Genomic DNA, 20,380 nt, shown 5'->3' with positions numbered 1-20,380 from the left:
TCTGCAATCTGTAAACTGTATGTATAAAAAATTTAAATTAGTACAAGAATTATCAACATATCAATTGATAAATAATTTAAAAAATCTTTTTCTTCTAAACTGCAAGAAATTTATGTCTTTGCATTTTTATGGAATTAGTATAGCAATTTTATTATTTTCAGTAAATTCTTTTGCTCAAAAAACGTATCAAAAGGAATATTATGATTCTGGTCAATTAAAAGAAGAAGGTTGGGTTTTAGATGATAAAAAAGTTGATTACTGGAAATTTTATTTCGAAAATGGAAATTTAAAGCAAGAAGGCAGTTACAAAAAGGGTCAAAAAATAAAATATTGGTACTTTTACACCGAAAATGCTCTTATAGATAAAGAAGGGCATTTTAAGAAAGGTATTAAAGAAAATTGGTGGTTATTTTATGATGAAAACGGAATTGTAAATTATAAATGCCAACTAGAAAATAATCAGAAAAACGGATATTGTTTGGTTTATAAAGAAGAGGAAATAATAAAGGCCTCAAAATTTAAAGAAGGTAAAAAAATAAAAGAATGGACAAGTTTATCCTCTTTTAAAAAAGAAAATAACATATTTGATTTAAGATAGATGAAGCCAGTTATAAAAGTGATTATTCCTGCTTATAATGAGCAAGATTCTATTGGAAGTGTTGTTAAAGATATTCCTAAAATAGTTGATGAAATTATTGTAATTAGTAATAACTCTACTGATAACACAGAAATTAACGCCAAAAATGCTGGTGCAACTGTTTTATCAGAAACAAGAAAAGGTTATGGTTATGCTTGCTTAAAAGGCATGGATTATATTGCTAAGCAGTCAATAAAACCAGATATTATTGTTTTTTTAGATGGTGATTATTCTGATTATCCAGAACAATTAACGGAAATTGTTTCGCCAATCATCAACCAAAACTTAGATTTTGTAGTAGGTGCAAGAGTAAAAGAATTACGTGAAAATGGTGCTATGACACCTCAACAAGTTTTTGGGAATTGGCTAGCAACTTTTTTAATGAAGCTGTTTTTTGGAGCAAGATTCTCTGATTTAGGACCTTTTAGAGCTATTAAGTACGATAAATTATTAGCTTTAAACATGGAAGATAAAACCTATGGTTGGACTGTAGAAATGCAACTAAAGGTTTTAAAGCAAAAAATGACCTACAAAGAAATCCCTGTAAAATATAGAAACAGAATAGGTGTCTCAAAAGTTTCAGGTACTGTAAAAGGTACTATATTTGCAGGAGTTAAAATTTTAGGTTGGATTTTTAAATATAGTTTTAAATAATGATTTTAGAGTATCTTATTATAATTATTTACACGTTCTGTTTGGTGCTTATTTTTATCTACGCACTTGCACAGTTAAATCTGCTTATCAATTATTTAAAGTATAGAAATAAAGAGGATAATTCTCCTAAATTTGACTTTACAAACCCAAATGAAATTCCTTTTGTAACCATACAATTACCCGTTTTTAACGAGTTGTATGTAATGAAACGTTTGTTAAAAAATATTGCAAAACTAGAGTATCCAAAAGATAAAATAGAGTTTCAAGTTTTAGATGATTCTACTGATGAATCTGTAGAAATAACTGCAAAACACGTTAAAAAACTTCAAGAGAAAGGAATTGATATTGAACATATTAGAAGATCAAATCGACAAGGTTTTAAAGCTGGAGCTTTAAAAGAAGGTCTAAAAACTGCAAAAGGCGAGTTTATTGCCATTTTTGATGCTGATTTTTTACCAAAAAAAGATTGGTTGTTACAAACAGTCCCTTATTTTAAAGATGAAAAAATTGGCGTTGTTCAAACAAGATGGAGTCATATCAACAGAAATTACTCTACACTAACAAGAATTCAAGCTTTTATGTTAGATGCTCATTTTACCCTAGAACAAGTGGGTAGAAATAGCAAAGGTCATTTTATAAACTTTAATGGAACTGCTGGTATTTGGCGAAAAGAATGTATTTACGATGCTGGTAATTGGCAAGGAGATACACTTACAGAAGACATCGATTTAAGCTATAGAGCACAGCTAAAAAATTGGAAATTTAAGTATTTAGAAAAAGTAGAAACTCCTGCAGAACTTCCTGTAATTATTAGTGCAGCAAGATCGCAGCAATTTAGATGGAATAAAGGTGGTGCAGAGAATTTTCAGAAAATGATTAAACGCATTATTACCAATAAAAACATTTCTATAAAAACTAAAATTCACGGATTATTACATTTGTTAAACAGCTCTATGTTTATCTGTATTTTTTTAGTGGCTGTTTTGAGTATTCCAATGCTATACATCAAAAATGAATATGAACATTTAAAGAATTATTTTTATGTGATGAGCTTTTTTGTAGCAAGTTCTCTAATCTTCTTTGTGTGTTATTGGCACATGTATAAAAATATTTATGGTGGTGGTTTTATAAGATTTTTAAAATATATTGGCGCATTTTTTACGTTTTTTTCAGTGGCAATGGGTTTTTCTTTGCACAATACAATTGCTGTTTTAGAAGGACATATTGGTAAAAAAAGTGAATTTGTAAGAACTCCAAAATTTAATATTACAACCATTAAAGATGGTTGGAAAAACAATAAATATATTAAAAAGAGACCTTCTGTTCATGTAATTTTAGAAGGCCTTTTAGCTATTTATTTCATTTTTGGAATGTATAGCGCATTTATTGTGGGCGATCAAGGAGGAGATTTTGGGCTTTTCCCTTTTCATTTTATGCTTTTTGTTGGTTTTGCTTATGTTTTCTTTAAGTCAATTTTCTCAAAAGCGTAATGCCTTTTTTTAGCAAATACAAAAACGTACTGCTAATTTTTAGTAGCATACTTCTTTATATTTTCTTTGCTTATTTTTTAGAAAGAACGGAATTTAACATCCTTATTTCTTTGTGGTTTGCACTTTTTGGTTGTTTTTATCTATTGATGCAAAACAAGCAAATCTCATTCTCTACTTTAGTTGGTATTGCTATTCTTTTTAGGTTGATATTTCTCTTTGCAACGCCAAGTTTATCGCAAGATTTTTACAGATTTATTTGGGATGGTCGCATGCTTTTTGAAGGTTTAAATCCCTATCTAACCTTGCCAGAAAACATCGTGCAACAAAACAACTTTCCAATTGCAGATGCAGAAGAATTGTATGCAGGAATGGGCGAATTAAATGGAAGTCATTATACAAATTACCCGCCGTTAAATCAGCTTTGTTTTTTTATTGCAGCGTTATTTGCTAGCAAAAGTATTTTTGGTTCTGTTGTTGTTTTAAGATTGATTATTATTTTAGCAGATCTTGGAATTCTATATGTTGGAAAAAAACTTTTAGAAAAACTAAATCTACCCATCAAAAATATTTTCTGGTACATTTTAAATCCTTTTATCATTATAGAAATGACAGGGAATTTGCATTTTGAACCTGTAATGCTATTCTTCTTTATTTTTGGGATGTATAAATTGTATCAACAAAAATGGGCATTAGCAGCTATTTTAATCGGTTGTTCTATTTCTGTAAAATTAATTCCATTGTTATTTTTGCCATTATTTTTTCAGTGGTTTGTGTGTAAAAATAATTCTCAAAAAGACATCATTATATCTGTTAAAGCCAAATCGAGAATTCGTAATTTATTAAAACTTTCATCATTTTATATACTTACAATTTTAACTGTTGTTATTTTATTTTTGCCATTTTTATCATCAACATTCATAGAAAATTACTCAAAATCGGTTGGTTTGTGGTTTTGTAAGTTCGAATTTAATGCAAGTTTCTATTATCTTTTTAGGGAAATTGGCTTCCTCTTTAGAGGTTATAACGAAATTGCTATTATTGGTAAAATAACACCAATTTTAACCATTTTAGTATTGATAATACAAACGTTTTTTAGAAAAAATATCACTTTAAAACAAGTATTTACAGCAATGCTTTTCGGACTTTGTTTTTATTATTTTACGTCCACAACTGTACATCCTTGGTATTTAGCAACGCCAATTATTTTATCAGTATTTACAAAATATAAATTTCCTATTGTTTGGAGTTTTGTTATTATTTTAAGTTACCAAGCATATGCAAATAATCCTTGGCAAGAAAATTTATGGTTTGTAGCTCTTGAATATTTAGTCGTATATACTTACATTTTTTATGAAATAAGAAGGTTTCATAGAAAAAAAATGATAAATTAATACTTTCTCAAATATTAACGAGGTATATTTTTATATCTTCGTAATTAAATTTTTTTAGATGAAGAAACTAACCATAAAAGATATTGCCAAACATTTTAATGTTTCTATTTCCACAGTTTCTAAGGCTTTAAATGATAGCTACGAAATTAGTGAAGCTACAAAAGAGAAAATTCAGAAATATGCTAAAGAGAACAATTACAAACCTAACTTTAATGCGTTAAGTTTAAAAAACAGAAGCACAAAAACAATTGGTGTTATTATACCAACAATGCTTAATTACTTTTTTGCACAAGTATTTAAAGGGATAGAAAAAACAGCCTTAGAAAGAGGTTACAAAGTAATTACGTGTATTTCTAACCAATCTTATGATAAGGAAGTAGAAATTATTGAAATGCTTTCTAATGGAAGTATAGATGGTTTTTTATTATCCATGGCAAAAGAAACCGAACTAAACAACAAACACGATCATTTTAAAGAATCTATCGAAAACGGAACGCCAATTGTAATGTTTGATAGAGTTGCAAAATCGATTGAATGTGATAAAGTTGTGACTGACGATTTAAACTCAGCTGCAAGTACTGTGGAATTTTTATATAAAAAAGGACATAAAAAAATTGCTTTTATCTCGACCATTAGCGATTTACATATTGGAGAACAACGTCTTTTAGGCTACAAAAAAGGATTAGAAAAAGTAGGGTTGCCTTTTGATGAAAATTTGGTTTTAAATATTTTGGAAAGAGATTATAAAAAATATGTAAAACAAGTTAAACCCTTTGTAAAAGACACAGAAATTGACGCTGTTATTACCACTGGAGAATCTGTGGCTGTTTCTACAATGAAAGCGATTAAAAAAAGTGGCAAAAAAATACCTAAAGACGTTGCTGTAATTGCATTTTCTAACGGAATTTTATCAAGACATTCAAGCCCAAAAATGACGACAATTAGTCAACATGGAGAACAAATGGGAGCAACTGCTGCTGAAATTTTGATTGATAAATTAAAAAATAAAAATACAGATATCGTTACAAAAGTTATTAAAACAGATATCGTAATTAGAGATTCTACAAGGTAATATAATGGATTTATCAAAAATTAAATTAGTAGTTTCTGATATGGATGGAACTTTGCTAAACTCTAACCACGAAGTTAGCAACCAGTTTTTTGAACTTTTTAAAAAACTACAAGAAAAAAATATTTTGTTTTGTGCAGCAAGTGGAAGACAACACAACAGCATTGTTGAACGATTAGCTAAAATTAAAGAGGATATTTTTGTAATTGCAGAAAATGGGGGTGTTGCAAAAAAAGGGAAAGAAGTTTTACTTTCTAATTTTTTAGAAGCTGAAAAAGTTTTAAAAATACTTCCGATTTTAAGAGAAATAAATGGCACAAATATCGTTTTATGCTGTGATGATGCAGCGTATATAGAAAGTAAAGATGCACGTTTTATCAACTTATTTAAAGAATATTATACAAGCTTTGAAATTATTGATGATTTAGTGGAAATTGCAAAAAATATCCCTGTTTATAAAATTGCTGTTTTTCATTATGAATCTTCAGAAGAATATATATATCCTGAAATAAAACATTTAGAAAACGAAATTCTACTAAAAGTTTCAGGGCAAAATTGGTTAGATATTTCTGATGAAAAATCAAACAAAGGAATTGCTTTAAATCATCTGCAAAAATTGCTAAATATCACCAGAAAAGAAACGATGGTTTTTGGCGATTATTTAAATGATATAGAAATGATGAAAGAGGCTGATTTTAGTTTTGCAATGAAAAATGCGCATAAAGATATTACAGAATTAGCAGATTTTTCTACTGAAAGTAACGATAATTTTGGAGTTGAAAGGATTTTGAAAAAATTGATTGCTTCTTTATAATTACGTATTCTTACACAGAGATCCACAGAGTTTCTTTTGATTTATTTTAAGGAGATTCACAGAAGATTTTGTTAGTTTGTAAACTGCTAACGCTCGTTTTTAACGAGTGCCAAACTTTTTCGGTACTCGTTAAAAACGAGCACTAGCGAATAATTATCAAACTAAATTCAAAAAATTAAACTCCAAAAGCAGAAAGTACTAATTTTCTTGAACCTCCATAATTTCTGTGTTCACATAAGTAAATTCCTTGCCAAGTGCCTAAATTTAATTTTCCGTTTGTAATTGGTATATCTACAGACGAACCTAAAATAGATGCTTTTAAATGTGCTGGCATATCATCAGAACCTTCATAAGTATGAATATAATAAGGAGCATTTTCTGGAATCATTTTATTAAAATGACTTTCAAAATCCAAACGAACTGTTGGGTCTGCATCCTCATTAATTGTTAAACTTGCAGAAGTGTGTTTTATAAACACTTTCAAAAAACCTTTTTTGATTGATTTTATTGCTGGAAATTTCCCCAAAACTTCATCAGTTATTAAATGAAATCCTCTTTTATAAGGTTGTAATTGTATTTCTAGTTGTTCAAAAATCATAATTTATCATCATAAAAAAATGCAATTTGTCTATCTCTGTTTACGTGTAATTTAGTAACATCTGGTCTTAAATAATGCTTCTCCAAAAACAATCAATTCGCAGTTTTCTTTTGCTGCATCTACAATTGATTTCTCAATTTTTTCGATTGTTTTTTCTTTGTTTAACCAAACAGGAGAAATTTGTGCTAAGGCTACTTTTAATAGGTTGTTTTTCATATCGTTTAAAATATTTCTCTGTAAATCTCTGTGTTTTCTCTGAGAATCTTTGTGTAAAACTATTACACAGAGTCGCACAGAGTTTTTCACAGAGATTCACGGAGTTTTTTATATCAGTTTTCTATTTTCAAAAAACTTGGAGGTGGTGGAATTTTTAAAAATTCTGAATCCAAAGGTAAACTTAGCATAATTGACAAGTCAATGTTTTCTTTATTTTCGATATTAGAACTTTCAAAATTTTTTATAATTTCCAATAACACATTTTTTAGTTTTTTCCCTTTCTTATTAGTTTTCAAAACAATATTAATAAATGCATAATTTGATGAAGTTGAAAAATGTTCTATTCTACTATTATTATCATAATGAAGTTTTAAATACTTCTGCATTTGAGATTTAGGATATTTTTTATCTGAAATATAAATACTATCATTATTAATTTATAAACCATTTTTCTCTTTTATGAAACCTCCTGTACAGGTAAAAGGACTTATTTTAATTTCTCTATTTTTATCTAATAATGTAATATACAAGTCTTTCTTTTTTAAATATCTTATTAGAAACAGCATCAATTATTTGTTCAAAATTTAAATTATCAATACTAATTTCTTGGGGATTAATTTCATCAAAAAAACTTTTTGATGGATAATAATAAACCTCTTTTTTACAAGAAGAGAAAATCAGTAATAAAATTAAAAGTTTTTTCATATTAAAAATAACCTTATTTTTCCTTCGCAATTCATTTTCCAAATTTTGGCATCCTCTTCCATATTTAGATGCCAATAATTCAAATTCTCATCAAATCCTCTTCCAGACAATTCGTAAGACATTAAAATATTTAATGTTGAAAAAAGCAATAAAAAACCAATTATTAAAATGCGAAACCATTTTATAATTTTAAGGTCTTTTACTTTTTTAGTTAATTTTCTTATAAATAAATTGATTACAAGTAAAACTAAACTCCAAATTAAAGTATTTAAAATAATTCCTAAAATTCCATAATAATATTCCAATGAACTTGCTATCGAAGTTTTTACAAAAACAAATGGACTTCCGTAAAATTTTGGAAACATTTCATCTCCTAAACAATTATATTCAATGCTAATTATACAAGATAAAACTAATCCTAAAGCAATATAGATTATTAGTAAATACTTCATAAAACCTTAATTGAAACTGTAAATAATAAAACTAAAAAAAACTTCGTACCATGTTAAATATTTCTCTATGAATTTCTGTGTTTTCTCTGTGAATCTTTGCGTAATACTATTACACAGAGTCGCACAGACTTTCTTCACAGAGAGAAAAGTTATATATCAATAGAAACCACCAAACCTTCATTACTTCTTACATTAAAAACGGTTTCATCTTCAAAAATTAAATATTGACCTTTAATTCCAACCAACTTTCCTGTAAACTTTTGTGTTTTTATCAAATTTAAGCTTTTAGGTTTTACAGGATATTTATGCACAGGAAAATTCAAATTGGTTTCCGAATTATTTTCTATAAAATATTCTTTGGCTTCATCAGGAATGTATTGTTTTAATTTCTCTCTCCACTCCACCAAGTTTTCATCTTCAATATCATTTTTCAGCATTTTTCGCCAATTTGTTTTATCACCAACATGTTCTTTTAAAGCAACTTCTGTAATTCCTGCTAAATATCTGTTGGGCACTTCTACAATTTCTATGGCTTCATGTGCTCCTTGATCTATCCATCTTGTTGGCACTTGTCCTTTTCTGGTAACTCCAACTTTTACATTGCTAGAGTTTGCCAAATACACAATATGTGGTTTTAATTGTACCGATTTTTCATAAGCTAAATCTCGATCTTCAATACCTAAATGTGCTTGACTTAATTCAGGTCTCATAATCCAATCTGCTGCATTTGGAATATCAAAAAAACAAGATTTACAAAAACCTTGTCTGTAAATTTCTTTTTCTAAATGACAATTTAAACATTCGTATTTTATAAAACTGATCGAAATTTCCTTATTTAGTAACTGATTCATGTTTATAAAATCAGTGTTCATATCTAAATAATACTGGATTTCATCTCCATTTTCAGTCTTCATTTTTTTTAAAACTCCTTGATATTGCATAAATAAATTTTTGTTATTTTTAGCTCCTCACAAACTTACAAAAAAACGGAACTTAATTTATGGCATTTCCCATAGTAAATTCAATCATTTCTTGGTTTCTTAAAAAACGAATTCATCAAATTGAGTTGTTTTTAAAATACCCAATAGATGTTCAAAATGAACTTTTATTAAAATTAGTTTCAGCCTCAAAAAAAACTGAGTTTGGTATTCAACATAATTTTTTATCGATTAAAAACTATGAAGATTTTGCAAAATTAGTGCCTATTCAAAAATACGAAAGTATTGAGCCATTAATTGAACGTTGCAGAAAAGGCGAACAGAATTTATTTTGGCACACCAATATAAAATGGTTTGCAAAAAGTAGTGGCACCACCAATGCAAAAAGTAAATTTATTCCTGTAAGTGATGAGGCTTTGGAATATTGCCACATGAAAGCTGGTAAAGATATGTTGTGTTTGTACATTAACAATAACGAACATACACAGCTTTTTACAGGCAAAAGTTTGCGTTTAGGAGGTAGTTCTGATATTTACGAAGACAATAGTTCTTACTTTGGAGATTTGTCTGCAATTATTACAGAAAATTTACCTTTTTGGGCAGATTATAGTTCTGCTCCAAGCCAAGAAGTTGCTTTATTATCTGAATGGGAAACCAAAATGGAAGCGATTATTGATGAAACTATCAACGAAAATATTACAAGTTTGGTGGGTGTACCAAGTTGGATGTTGGTACTTTTAAACAGAGTTTTAGAAAGAACAGGAAAAGATAATATTTTAGAAGTTTGGCCAAATCTGGAAGTGTATTTTCATGGAGGTGTAAACTTTAATCCTTACAGAGAACAGTACAAAAAGCTAATTCCAAAAAAGAATTTTCAGTATTATGAAATTTATAATGCTTCTGAAGGTTTTTTTGCAATTCAAGATAACAATGGTTCTAAAGAATTATTGTTGATGCTAGATTATGGAATTTTCTATGAGTTTATTCCAATGACCGATTATAAAGGAGAAAACTCTAAAACAATCACTTTATCTGAAGTTAAAAAAGAAATCGATTACGCCTTAATAATTACGACTAATAGTGGTTTATGGCGTTATTTAATTGGTGATACCATCAGATTTACAAATTTAGAACCCTACAGAATTAAAATTACGGGTAGAACAAGACATTATATCAACGTTTTTGGTGAAGAATTAAACATCGAAAATGTAGAAGATGCTTTAAAAATGGCAACTGAAAAAACAAATTCTTTAATTATTGATTATACTGTTGGCCCTATTTTTATGAAAGATAAAAAAAGTGGTGGTCATGAATGGATTATCGAGTTTAGTAAAAAACCTGAAAATATGAATTATTTTACTGAGCTCTTAGACAATGCCTTAAAAGCAATAAATTCTGATTATGAAGCAAAACGTTACAATTCTATGACCTTAGCAATGCCAAAAATTCATGTAGCAAAAGAGGGATTATTTTATGATTGGTTAAAGAAAAAAGACAAATTAGGTGGGCAACATAAAGTACCAAGATTGTCTAATTCCAGAGCTTTTGTTGAAGAGTTGTTGAGTTTATAAATTACTCATTTACACAACTTTCACAATAAGTTTTTCTTAAATATTCATTTTCTAACAACTGAAAAGTAACCCCATCATTCAAAGAAGCATTAAATATTTTACAGAATCTTTTTTCGTTCATATTAATTGCATTTAACATCATGGTTCTGTAATTATTTGAAGCAACATTGTATTTATTAGTAATTGTTAAATTTAAATAATAGAATAATAAATCCTCATCTACAGTAATTGTTCTAACTTTTACATCTAACAAATCTATTGCGTCATCTTTATTAGAATAATAATTCAAAAACTGCGCTAAACTTAAATAATCGTAGTTCGATAAATCAAAATTCTCATAAGTATCTACTATAAAATCTATTGAATCGTCTTTAGCATCATAATTTTTAGCAATCATATTCTTTTTTGCTTTTACTATATGAAAATTAACGAACATCCTATCAATTAAACTGCTTTTTACCCCTATTTTTTTAAGTTGATAAATATCTTTTTTAAAATCTGCGATGGTTATTTTTTCCCAATTATTTTCCCAAATTATAAATCTCAAAACCACTAAATTATATTTTATTTTAATGTTTTTAGGATCTAATTTTTCTAACATTTTAAGTTCATCAAAAGCAATTTTAGCATAACTAATATTCAACAAATACTTAAACATGCTGTTTTTATTTAAAATAGGCACGAATTTTTGTTGTTTTGGAACCGTCAATTCTCTCAATTTATCAGGGGAATTTTCTTCTTTTAATTTCTCAAAAATTGAATTTTGCACAACCAAAGCTTCTTCAATATTTTCTTTCAGTATAAAATCATTGAAAATAGTAATTAATTTATTAGTTGTCATTTCTTTATACTTATCCTTTTTCTCCAATTCTAAAATAATAACAGCTTTTCTGTGGTTTTTTAAATAGATTTCTAATTCATCAGAAACTGAACCTACAACTTTTTGTTTAATCTCTTTTTTAGAGAGATTTTTTAAGTTTTTATACTTGCTTTTGCTGATGTCATTCAAAAATTCCACCCAATTTTCAGCAGATGAAATTTCTGTTTCAATGTCTGGTTTTTGGAAAGATTGCATCGATTTTGCAATACTTTCTGCACGTAATTTTTGTAATTCTAAATTTCTTTCTAAACTCCCTTCAATAGATGAATAAGCTTTAATATTTATTTTTTTGATATTGAAATCCGTCAATTTTAAAGAATCATATACGGGTTTTATATCTTCAGGTAAATAAGCAGCTTTGTTTTTTTGAAATGGAATTACAAATTTTAATTTTTTATATTTTGTAACAAACTTATCTTTTTCGGTTGTTATTTCTTTTGATTTATATGTAAGCGAATCTAAATAAACTCCCATATCTAACAAATCCCATGGGTAGGATTCCAAATTATAAATTCTTTGATATCTACAAAGCACTTTATTGTTTAAAAAAAGGATATTAAACTCTAATTCTTCGTCTTGTAAATCTGAAGGAACTGTACCAACAAAGGTTTTAAATCTATCTCCTAAAGTTGGTTTAAAGCCTCTAACCAATTGTTTTGCATATACTGGTTGTAATATTGTACCTCTAATTTGACTATCTTCTATTATGGAATCACATTTATATCTAACTTTCGACACAACATCTATTGCAATTCCATCTCCCGATTTTTTAAATAAATTAATCCCCCAATTTTTATCAGTAACTTGAAAATAAAGTTTGTTCCCTTCTCTTAAAATCGAATAGCCAATTTCTTTTGGTGTGTTTTTAAAATATGCATTAAAATAACCACAATTAGCATCTGTATTCGTATTCTGAGAAAACCGAATATCATACGTGTTTTGTGCTGTTAAATTTGATAAAGAAATAAAAGTAATTACAATAAGAAGGAATATTTTTTTCATAGCATTCATTGGTTTATCAGAAATCGATAATTTCAAAAATACTGAAAAATTCTAGTTATAAAAAACTAAACCTTACGTTCTACAACATAATCAATCATTTGTAAAAGCGAAGCTTTATAAGGAGATTCTGGATAATTATTTAAGATGGATAAAGCTTTACTCTTGTAGTCATTCATTTGCGAAATTGTATATTCAATTCCACCATTATTTTTTACAAAAGCAATTACTTCTTTTACTCTAACTTTGTCTTTGTTGTATTTTTTGATAGAATTGATAATCCAAGCTTTTTCCTTTTTTGAGCAATTGTTTAGGGTATAAATTAAAGGCAAGGTCATTTTTTGCTCTTTGATATCAATTCCTGTAGGTTTTCCTATTTTTTCATCTGTATAATCAAATAAATCGTCTTTTATTTGAAAAGCAATACCAATATACTCCCCAAATTTTCGCATTTGTTGTACAGTTTCTTGATTTGCACCCACAGAAGCTGCACCAATTCCACAACAAGCAGCAATTAAAGTGGCTGTTTTTTGCCTGATAATATCAAAATAAATATCTTCTGTAATATCTAACTTTCTAGCTTTTTCGATTTGTAGTAGTTCGCCTTCGCTCATTTCACGAACAGCAATTGAAATTAATTTTAGCAAATCGAAATCTTCATTATCTATAGATAAAAGCAATCCTTTAGATAATAAAAAATCGCCTACTAAAACAGCAATTTTATTTTTCCATAAAGCATTAATAGAGAAAAAACCACGCCTTCTATTAGAATCGTCTACAACATCATCATGTACTAAAGTTGCAGTATGAATCAATTCTACAACAGAGGCTCCTCTATAAGTTCGCTCATCAAAACCACCATTAGAAACCATTTTTGCGACTAAAAAAACAAACATTGGTCGCATTTGTTTTCCTTTTCTACGAACAATATAATAGGTAATTCTGTTTAAAAGTGGCACTTTAGACAACATAGAATCTTTGAACTTTTTCTCAAAGAGTTCCATTTCAGTTTTAATAGGAAGCTTAATAAGTTCTACTTGATTCATAAATTTTTAACTTGTCACCTTGAGCGCAGTCGAAAGGTCAATATTAGTATCAAAAGTAAACATTTTTTTTATTTATAAATAGTTCTCGACTGCGCTCGAACTTACTTTAAAAATTACGATTTATTTGCCAATTGTCCACAAGCAGCATCAATATCTTTACCTCTACTTCTTCTTACATTTATAGTGATATCGTTCATTTCTAAATTAGAAATATAGTTGTTAATTGCAGCTGAACTTGCTTGTTGAAACTCACCATCATCAATAGGATTGTATTCTATTAAATTTACTTTACAAGGTACAGCTTTGCAAAAATCTACTAATGCTTTGATATCTTCTTTTTTGTCGTTAATTCCATTCCAAACAATATATTCGTACGTAATTGCACGTTTTGTTTTTTCGTACCAATATTCTAAAGATTCTTTTAAGTCTGCTAAAGGAAACGTAGAATTAAAAGGCATAATTGACGTTCTAACTTCATCAATTGCAGAATGTAAAGAAACTGCTAAATTAAATTTCACGTCTTCATCTGCCATCATTTTAATCATTTTTGGCACACCAGAAGTAGAAACTGTAATTCTTTTTGATGACATTCCTAAACCTTCTGGAGAGGTTATCATCTCAATAGATTTTAAAACATTTTTGTAGTTCATTAAAGGCTCACCCATTCCCATAAAAACAATATTTGTTAAGGGATGATTATGATATAACCTACTCTGTTTATCTATCACAACAACTTGATCGTAAATTTCATCAGGATTTAGGTTTCGCATTCTTTTTAAACGAGCAGTTGCACAAAACTTGCAATCTAAACTACAACCAACTTGACTGGAAACACAGGCTGTGGTTCTTTTTTTTGTAGGAATTAAAACAGATTCCACAATTAAACCATCATGTAACTTAATACCGTTTTTTATGGTGCCATCTTCACTCTTTTGCATGGAATCAACTTTTATGTGATTAATCACAAAGTTGTTCTCTAACATTTCTCTGGTTTGTTTAGAAATGTTGGTCATGTCTTCAAAAGTGTGCAAAGATTTGCTCCAAAGCCATTCATAAACTTGATTTCCACGAAATGCTTTATCGCCATTTTCTACAAAAAAATCACGTAATTGTTCTTTAGTTAAGGCTCTTATGTCTTTCTTTTTAATCAACTTTTCTAATTTTTAAAATAGATGTGCAAAAATACGTATATAATTTTAGCTTATAACTATTGTTGTTAAATTGGCTTGCGTTAGCGATTGAAACCTTTCGACTTTGCTCAAGACAGGTTCCATCCTTTTTTTATTTTTCTTAAAAAAAGATACAATGGAAAGCGCGACCTTTTTAGGGAACGCCCAAAAAACAAAAAAACTGACAATTATAAATCGTCAGTTTTTAATAGTATTTTGAACTTAAAATTTTCTTAGATAATTAAAAGTGCATCTCCATATGTAGAGAATTTATAGCCTTCTTTGATTGCTAATTTGTACGCTTCCATTAAAAAATCATACCCTGCAAATGCTGCTCCTTGCATCATTAACGTAGATTTTGGTGGATGAAAATTCGTAATCATTGCATTTGCGATGCTAAAATCGTAAGGAGGAAAAATAAATTTATTCGTCCAACCTTCATAAGCATTTAATTCTTGCTTAGAAGAAACTGAAGATTCTACAGTTCTCATAACTGTGGTTCCTACTGCACAAATTCTTCGTTTTTCTTTCTTTGCCTTGTTAATTTTATCTGCAGTTGCTGCAGAAATTATAACTTGCTCAGAATCCATTTTATGTTTTGATAAATCTTCTACTTCTACAGAACTAAAAGTTCCTAAACCAATATGTAATGTCATTTCTGCAAAATCTACACCTTTAATTTCTAAACGTTTTAGTAAATGTTTAGAAAAATGCAAACCAGCTGCTGGTGCTGCAACTGCACCTTCATTTTTTGCGTAAATTGTTTGGTAACGCTCTTCATCTGAAGCCTCAACTTCTCTATTAATTGATCTTGGCAAAGGTGTTTCACCCAATTCTAATAATTTTTCCCTAAAAGCTTCGTAACTACCATCAAACAAAAAACGCAATGTTCTTCCTCTTGAGGTTGTATTATCGATAACTTCTGCAACTAAACTATCATCATCACCAAAAAATAATTTGTTTCCAATTCTAATTTTTCTTGCTGGGTCTACCAAAACATCCCATAATCTATTTTCTGAATTTAATTCTCTCAATAAGAAAACCTCGATTCTTGCACCTGTTTTTTCTTTGTTACCATACATTCTTGCAGGAAAAACCTTGGTGTTATTCAGCATCATTACATCACCTTCATCAAAATAATCAATAAGGTCTTTAAACTTTTTATGCTCAATAGTTTGTTCTTTTCTATTCAATACCATTAAACGAGATTCATCTCTATGTTCTGGAGGATAAACCGCTAACAATTCTTCTGGTAATTCAAAATCAAATTGTGATAATTTCATATATATAATTTGCTTAAAAAATGCAAAGATACGATATGCGAATAGGCGTTGTCAAGTGTTTGACTATTTATCTTTTAACTTCTTTTATTTGGATGCCAATTTGTTGCATATCGTCCCAAAATTTTTGATACGATTTTGTAACAACTTCAGCATCTAAAATTTTTAAAGGAACCTTTAATGCTAAAGGCGCAAAAGCCATTGCCATTCTATGATCATTATAGGTTTTTATGGCAATATTTTCTTTTATTTCAGTTGATTTTTCTAACTGCAAACTTTCATTTGTAACAGAAATATTTGCTCCTAATTTCGTTAATTCGTCTTCTAAAGCCACCAATCTATCCGTTTCTTTAATTTTTAGCGTGTGTAAACCTGTTAAATTACAAGCAATACTTTCAGAAAAACAGGTAACTGCAATTGTCTGTGCAATATCTGGAGCGTTTTTCAAATCGATTTCTAAAACCTCTTTATTGCATTCTTTTTCTTTTTTTAGTGTAATAAAATGATCACCAAAAGTGGTTGTTACCCCAAAATGTTGGTAAATTTCTGCCAAACAAGAATCGCCTTGTAAACTTTCTCTTTTATAAGCTGACAATTGAATTGTAGAACCAATGGCCAAAGATGCAGCAATCGAATAGAAATAACTTGCAGAACTCCAATCTGATTCTACCACAACAATTTGCTTTGCGATATTTTTCTTCGGATGTACTTTTATAAGATTTCCTTCAAAGGTATTTTCAATTCCTAATTGCGTTAACAAACTCAATGTCATATTTATATAAGGAACAGAAGTAATTTTACCAATCAATTCAATTTCTAATCCGTTTTCTAATTTTGATGCAATTAATAACAAAGAAGAAATATATTGGCTACTTACATTTCCATTAATTTGTACTTTATCTTTTGTAATCTTTTTTCCTTTAATTCTTATTGGTGGATACCCTTCTTTATCTTCATAGGTAATTTCAGCACCTAAATCTCTCAAAGCATTTACCAAAATTTCAATGGGTCTGTTTTGCATTCTATGAGAACCTGTTAATACAGTTTCTCTACCATCGTTTACAGCAAAATAACTTGTTAAAAAACGCATAGCAGTTCCTGCATGCCCAATATCAACTAGTTCTTCTTTTGTAGAAAGTGCATGTTGCATGTGCACAGAGTCATCAGAATCTGATAAATTTTCAATAGTGATTTCTGGAAAAAGTTTTTGTAAAATCAGCAATCTATTAGATTCACTTTTAGAACCAGAAATAGTAATTTTTTCGTTTATTTTTTTATCAGCTAAAATATTTAACAATATGTCCATTCTAAAAATTGATTTTAATTCTTATTTTTAAGGCTTAAACTTACAACTAACCAAACATGAAAAAAATTCTTTTTCTGGCTTTTTGCTTTTTATTATCTGCGAATGCCAAAGTTAATGCACAAAAAAAAGCTACCCAAGTTTCTGACGAATATTTTAGCAAAGTAAAATACAGAAATATTGGTCCTTTTAGAGGTGGTAGAAGTGCTGCAGTAACAGGCGTAAATAACAAAGCAAACTTATTTTACATGGGTGCAACTGGTGGTGGTGTATGGAAAACTACGGATGCAGGTAACACTTGGCAAAATATTTCCGACGGATTTTTTGGAGGTTCAGTAGGTGCAGTTGCAGTTGCAGAATCGGATAATAATGTAATTTATGTTGGAATGGGAGAAAAAACAGTTCGTGGAAATGTTTCTTCTGGAGATGGAATTTGGAAATCTGAAAACGCAGGAAAAACATGGAAACATATGGGTTTAAAAAACTCAAGACATATTCCAAGAATGAGAATTCATCCAAAAAATGCAGATATTGTTTTTGCAGGAGTTATGGGAGATTTATACAAACCGACTCAAGAAAGAGGTGTTTACAAAACTGTTGATGGTGGAGAAACTTGGAGAAAAGTACTATTTTCTGATGAAAATTCTGGAGTTATAGATTTAATTATCGATCCTAATAATCCAAGAATTTTATATGCCACAACTTGGGATGTGAGAAGAACTCCTTACAGTTTATCTTCTGGAGGAAAAGGTTCTGCACTCTGGAAAAGTACTGATGAAGGTGAAACGTGGACGAATATTTCTACAAATAAAGGGTTACCTACTGGAATTTGGGGAATTGCTGGAGTTACAGTTTCGCCTGTAAATTCTGATATTGTGTACGCTTTAATCGAAAATGAAAAAGGTGGAGTTTACAAATCTACAGATGCAGGAAAAACTTGGAGTTTAATAAATTCTGAAAGAAAATTAAGACAAAGAGCTTGGTATTACACACGTTTGTATGCAGATACTCAAGATGAAGATATTTTATATGTATTAAATGTTCGCTATCATAAATCTACAGATGGTGGAAAAACGTATAAAACCTACAATGCTCCTCATGGAGATCATCATGATTTATGGATTGCTCCAGAAGATAACCAAAGAATGATTATTGGTGATGATGGAGGAGCGCAAATTTCTTTTGATGCTGGTGAAAATTGGAGTACCATGAACAACCAACCAACTTCTCAATTTTATAGAGTTACTACAGACAATCATTTTCCATATAGAATTTTATCTGCACAACAAGATAATTCTACTGTGAGAATTTCGCACAGAAATGATGGTAGATTTATAACAGAATCTGATTGGAGTTCAACTGCTGGTGGAGAAAGTGCACATATTGCTGTGGACCCTTTAAATGATGATATTGTTTATGGTGGAAGTTATGGTGGTTTGCTTACAAGAGTAAATCATAAAACGAATGAAACTCGTGCTATTAATGTTTGGCCAGATGACCCAATGGGTCATGGAGCTGAAGATTTTAAATACAGATTTCAGTGGAATTTCCCAATTTTCTTTTCACCAAACAATAAAAAAAGATTATATGCAGGTTCTAATCATTTGCATGTAACAGAAAATGAAGGGCAATCTTGGAAATTAATCAGTCCAGATTTAACAAGAAATGATCCTGAAACTTTAAAATCTTCTGGAGGGCCAATTACACAAGATAATACTGGTGTAGAATATTATGGAACCATTTTCGCTGCTACAGAATCTGCTTTAGAAACGGGTTTAATTTATACAGGTTCAGATGATGGTTTAGTGCACGTTTCTAAAAATAATGGTGAAAAATGGGAAAATATCACTCCTAAAAAAATGCCAGAATGGATGATGATTAACTGTATTGAAGTGAGTCCTTTTGATAAAGGAAGTGCCTATATTGTTGGTACAAAATACAAATCTGGAGATTACAGACCCTACATTTATAAAACTGAAAATTATGGAAAATCTTGGGATTTAATAGTTGATGGTATTGAAGAAGAAAGTTTTACAAGAGCTTTAAGAGCAGATCCAAAACGTAAAGGTTTGTTGTATGCAGGAACTGAAAAAGGAATGTATGTTTCGTTTGATGATGGTAAAAATTGGGAATCTTTTCAGCAAAATTTACCAATTGTACCTATCACAGATTTAGCCATAAAAGACGATAATTTAATTGTAGCAACGCAAGGTAGATCTCTTTGGATTATTGACGATTTAACACCTTTACATCAACTAAATTCATCAACATTAAAAAAAGAAGTTGTTTTATACAAACCGAAAGATGCGTATAATTTATCTGGTGGAAATGGACGAACTTCTAGAACTGCTGGAACCAATCATGCAGGTGGAGTTGCTGTGAATTATTTTATCAAATCAGTAAATAAAAAAGATACAATTTCACTTTCTTTTTATGATTTGAATGATAATTTAATTAAGAAATTCTCAACAAAACCAAACAAAGAAAATAAAGAAGGTACTCTAAAAGTTGAAGATGGAAATAATATTTTTAACTGGAATATGATGTATGATGGAGCAGAATCTGTAGAAGGAATGATTTTGTGGTGGGCTTCTTTAAATGGGCCAATGGCTTTGCCTGGAACTTATAAAGTGGAATTGGTTGTAAATGATTCTAAGCAAACTCAAAATTTTAAAATTATCAACAACCCAAGTTCTGAAGTTAGTGAATCTGAAATGAAAGCACAGTTTGATTTCATCAACGACATTAACAGTAAAATGACTGAAATACACAAAGCATTGAAAAATGTAAAGAAAGTAAGAAGTCAAGTTGGGTTGTTAAAAAAATCTATTACTGATAAAACAAAACATAAAGAGTTACTAGATTTTGCTGATAAACTTGTAAAAGATATGACCAAAATTGAGGAAACTTTATATCAAACAAAATCTAAAAGTGGACAAGACCCTTTGAATTATCCAATACGTTTAAATAATAAATTGGCACATTTAAACTCGTTAACAAGAATTGGTAACTACGCTCCTACTCAACAAGCAATCGATTTTAAAAATAAAATTACAAAAGAAATTGATGCAGAACTGGTGAAATTAAATGCTCTTTTTACAAATGGTGTAAAAGAGTTAAATCAAAAAGTAAAAGACAGTAATATCGATTTGATTCAGTTGGATTGAT

The 20,380-nt window shown here is 29.2% G+C and carries 17 protein-coding genes and 1 pseudogene; 8 read left to right on the top strand and 10 right to left on the bottom strand.

Features of this window, described 5'->3' with window-relative positions; all coding sequences use genetic code 11:
- Nucleotides 1-19: 19 nt before the first annotated feature.
- The 6 genes from LPB03_RS13280 to LPB03_RS13255 are packed head-to-tail and all read left to right on the top strand — an operon-like array spanning nt 20 to nt 6,055.
- A complete protein-coding gene (locus LPB03_RS13280; protein WP_231953105.1) occupies nt 20-598 on the top strand; it encodes a toxin-antitoxin system YwqK family antitoxin in 579 nt (192 codons plus the stop codon).
- Entirely contained in the window at nt 599-1,291 is a 693-nt protein-coding gene (locus LPB03_RS13275) for a glycosyltransferase family 2 protein (protein ID WP_065320073.1), read from the top strand. It begins immediately after the preceding gene.
- Nucleotides 1,291-2,781 carry a cellulose synthase family protein gene (locus tag LPB03_RS13270; RefSeq protein ID WP_065320072.1) on the top strand — a complete coding sequence of 497 codons (1,491 nt, stop codon included), beginning with the start codon at nt 1,291-1,293 and terminating at the stop codon, nt 2,779-2,781. The genes LPB03_RS13275 and LPB03_RS13270 overlap by 1 nt, the downstream gene beginning before the upstream one ends.
- Nucleotides 2,781-4,172 (top strand): MptA/MptB family glycosyltransferase, encoded by a 1,392-nt coding sequence (locus LPB03_RS13265; protein ID WP_065320071.1) that lies wholly within the window; start codon nt 2,781-2,783, stop codon nt 4,170-4,172. The genes LPB03_RS13270 and LPB03_RS13265 overlap by 1 nt, the downstream gene beginning before the upstream one ends.
- Before the next feature lie 58 nt (nt 4,173-4,230).
- Nucleotides 4,231-5,244: a LacI family DNA-binding transcriptional regulator gene (locus tag LPB03_RS13260; protein WP_065320070.1), complete on the top strand. Its 1,014-nt coding sequence runs from the start codon at nt 4,231-4,233 to the stop codon at nt 5,242-5,244.
- 4 nt (nt 5,245-5,248) lie between these two features.
- Nucleotides 5,249-6,055: a Cof-type HAD-IIB family hydrolase gene (locus tag LPB03_RS13255; protein WP_065320069.1), complete on the top strand. Its 807-nt coding sequence runs from the start codon at nt 5,249-5,251 to the stop codon at nt 6,053-6,055.
- Nucleotides 6,056-6,230: 175 nt separating this feature from the next.
- Here the strand turns inward: LPB03_RS13255 and LPB03_RS13250 are convergent, their stop codons facing one another.
- The 5 genes and pseudogenes from LPB03_RS13250 to LPB03_RS13230 form a co-directional block, all read right to left on the bottom strand.
- Nucleotides 6,231-6,653: a secondary thiamine-phosphate synthase enzyme YjbQ gene (locus LPB03_RS13250; RefSeq protein ID WP_065320068.1), complete on the bottom strand. Its 423-nt coding sequence runs from the start codon at nt 6,651-6,653 to the stop codon at nt 6,231-6,233.
- Nucleotides 6,654-6,725: 72 nt separating this feature from the next.
- Nucleotides 6,726-6,869: pseudogene (locus LPB03_RS16665) on the bottom strand (nitrilase-related carbon-nitrogen hydrolase); the annotation flags it as partial.
- A 507-nt stretch (nt 6,870-7,376) separates the two neighbouring features.
- Nucleotides 7,377-7,574, bottom strand: a complete 198-nt coding sequence (locus tag LPB03_RS13240; RefSeq protein WP_065320066.1) for a hypothetical protein — start codon at nt 7,572-7,574, stop codon at nt 7,377-7,379.
- Nucleotides 7,571-8,026 (bottom strand): hypothetical protein, encoded by a 456-nt coding sequence (locus LPB03_RS13235; RefSeq protein ID WP_065320065.1) that lies wholly within the window; start codon nt 8,024-8,026, stop codon nt 7,571-7,573. Before LPB03_RS13235 ends, LPB03_RS13240 begins: the two co-directional genes overlap by 4 nt.
- A 149-nt stretch (nt 8,027-8,175) precedes the next feature.
- A complete protein-coding gene (locus LPB03_RS13230; RefSeq protein WP_065320064.1) occupies nt 8,176-8,967 on the bottom strand; it encodes a DUF2797 domain-containing protein in 792 nt (263 codons plus the stop codon).
- A 59-nt stretch (nt 8,968-9,026) separates the two neighbouring features.
- Here LPB03_RS13230 and LPB03_RS13225 point away from each other — a divergent pair, with 59 nt between their 5' ends.
- Complete coding sequence (locus LPB03_RS13225; protein WP_065320063.1) at nt 9,027-10,535, top strand: GH3 auxin-responsive promoter family protein; 1,509 nt, start codon at nt 9,027-9,029, stop codon at nt 10,533-10,535.
- A 1-nt stretch (nt 10,536) separates the two neighbouring features.
- Here the strand turns inward: LPB03_RS13225 and LPB03_RS13220 are convergent, their stop codons facing one another.
- From LPB03_RS13220 to LPB03_RS13200, 5 genes are all read right to left on the bottom strand, one after another.
- Nucleotides 10,537-12,417, bottom strand: a complete 1,881-nt coding sequence (locus LPB03_RS13220) for a hypothetical protein (protein WP_065320154.1) — start codon at nt 12,415-12,417, stop codon at nt 10,537-10,539.
- A gap of 65 nt (nt 12,418-12,482) precedes the next feature.
- Nucleotides 12,483-13,460, bottom strand: a complete 978-nt coding sequence (locus LPB03_RS13215; protein WP_065320062.1) for a polyprenyl synthetase family protein — start codon at nt 13,458-13,460, stop codon at nt 12,483-12,485.
- A gap of 113 nt (nt 13,461-13,573) precedes the next feature.
- Nucleotides 13,574-14,611, bottom strand: a complete 1,038-nt coding sequence (gene rlmN / locus LPB03_RS13210; RefSeq protein ID WP_065320061.1) for a dual-specificity RNA methyltransferase RlmN — start codon at nt 14,609-14,611, stop codon at nt 13,574-13,576.
- 251 nt (nt 14,612-14,862) lie between these two features.
- Nucleotides 14,863-15,912, bottom strand: coding sequence for a tRNA preQ1(34) S-adenosylmethionine ribosyltransferase-isomerase QueA (queA, locus tag LPB03_RS13205; protein WP_065320060.1), 1,050 nt, complete (start codon nt 15,910-15,912; stop codon nt 14,863-14,865).
- A 67-nt stretch (nt 15,913-15,979) separates the two neighbouring features.
- On the bottom strand, nt 15,980-17,215 hold the full coding sequence (locus LPB03_RS13200) for a 3-phosphoshikimate 1-carboxyvinyltransferase (RefSeq protein ID WP_065320059.1): 1,236 nt from the start codon (nt 17,213-17,215) through the stop codon (nt 15,980-15,982).
- Nucleotides 17,216-17,271: 56 nt separating this feature from the next.
- On the opposite strand from LPB03_RS13200, the gene LPB03_RS13195 reads away from it, so the two are divergent.
- The gene (locus LPB03_RS13195) at nt 17,272-20,379 is read left to right on the top strand and encodes a WD40/YVTN/BNR-like repeat-containing protein (protein ID WP_065320058.1); all 3,108 of its coding nucleotides are present in this window, start codon (nt 17,272-17,274) and stop codon (nt 20,377-20,379) included.
- Nucleotide 20,380: the final 1 nt, after the last annotated feature.

The sequence above is a fragment of the Polaribacter vadi genome, assembly GCF_001761365.1.
GTDB classification, from domain to species: Bacteria; Bacteroidota; Bacteroidia; order Flavobacteriales; family Flavobacteriaceae; genus Polaribacter; species Polaribacter vadi.
The sequence above is the reverse complement of the archived record's forward strand: the minus strand, read 5'-3'. Positions and strand labels throughout refer to the sequence as shown.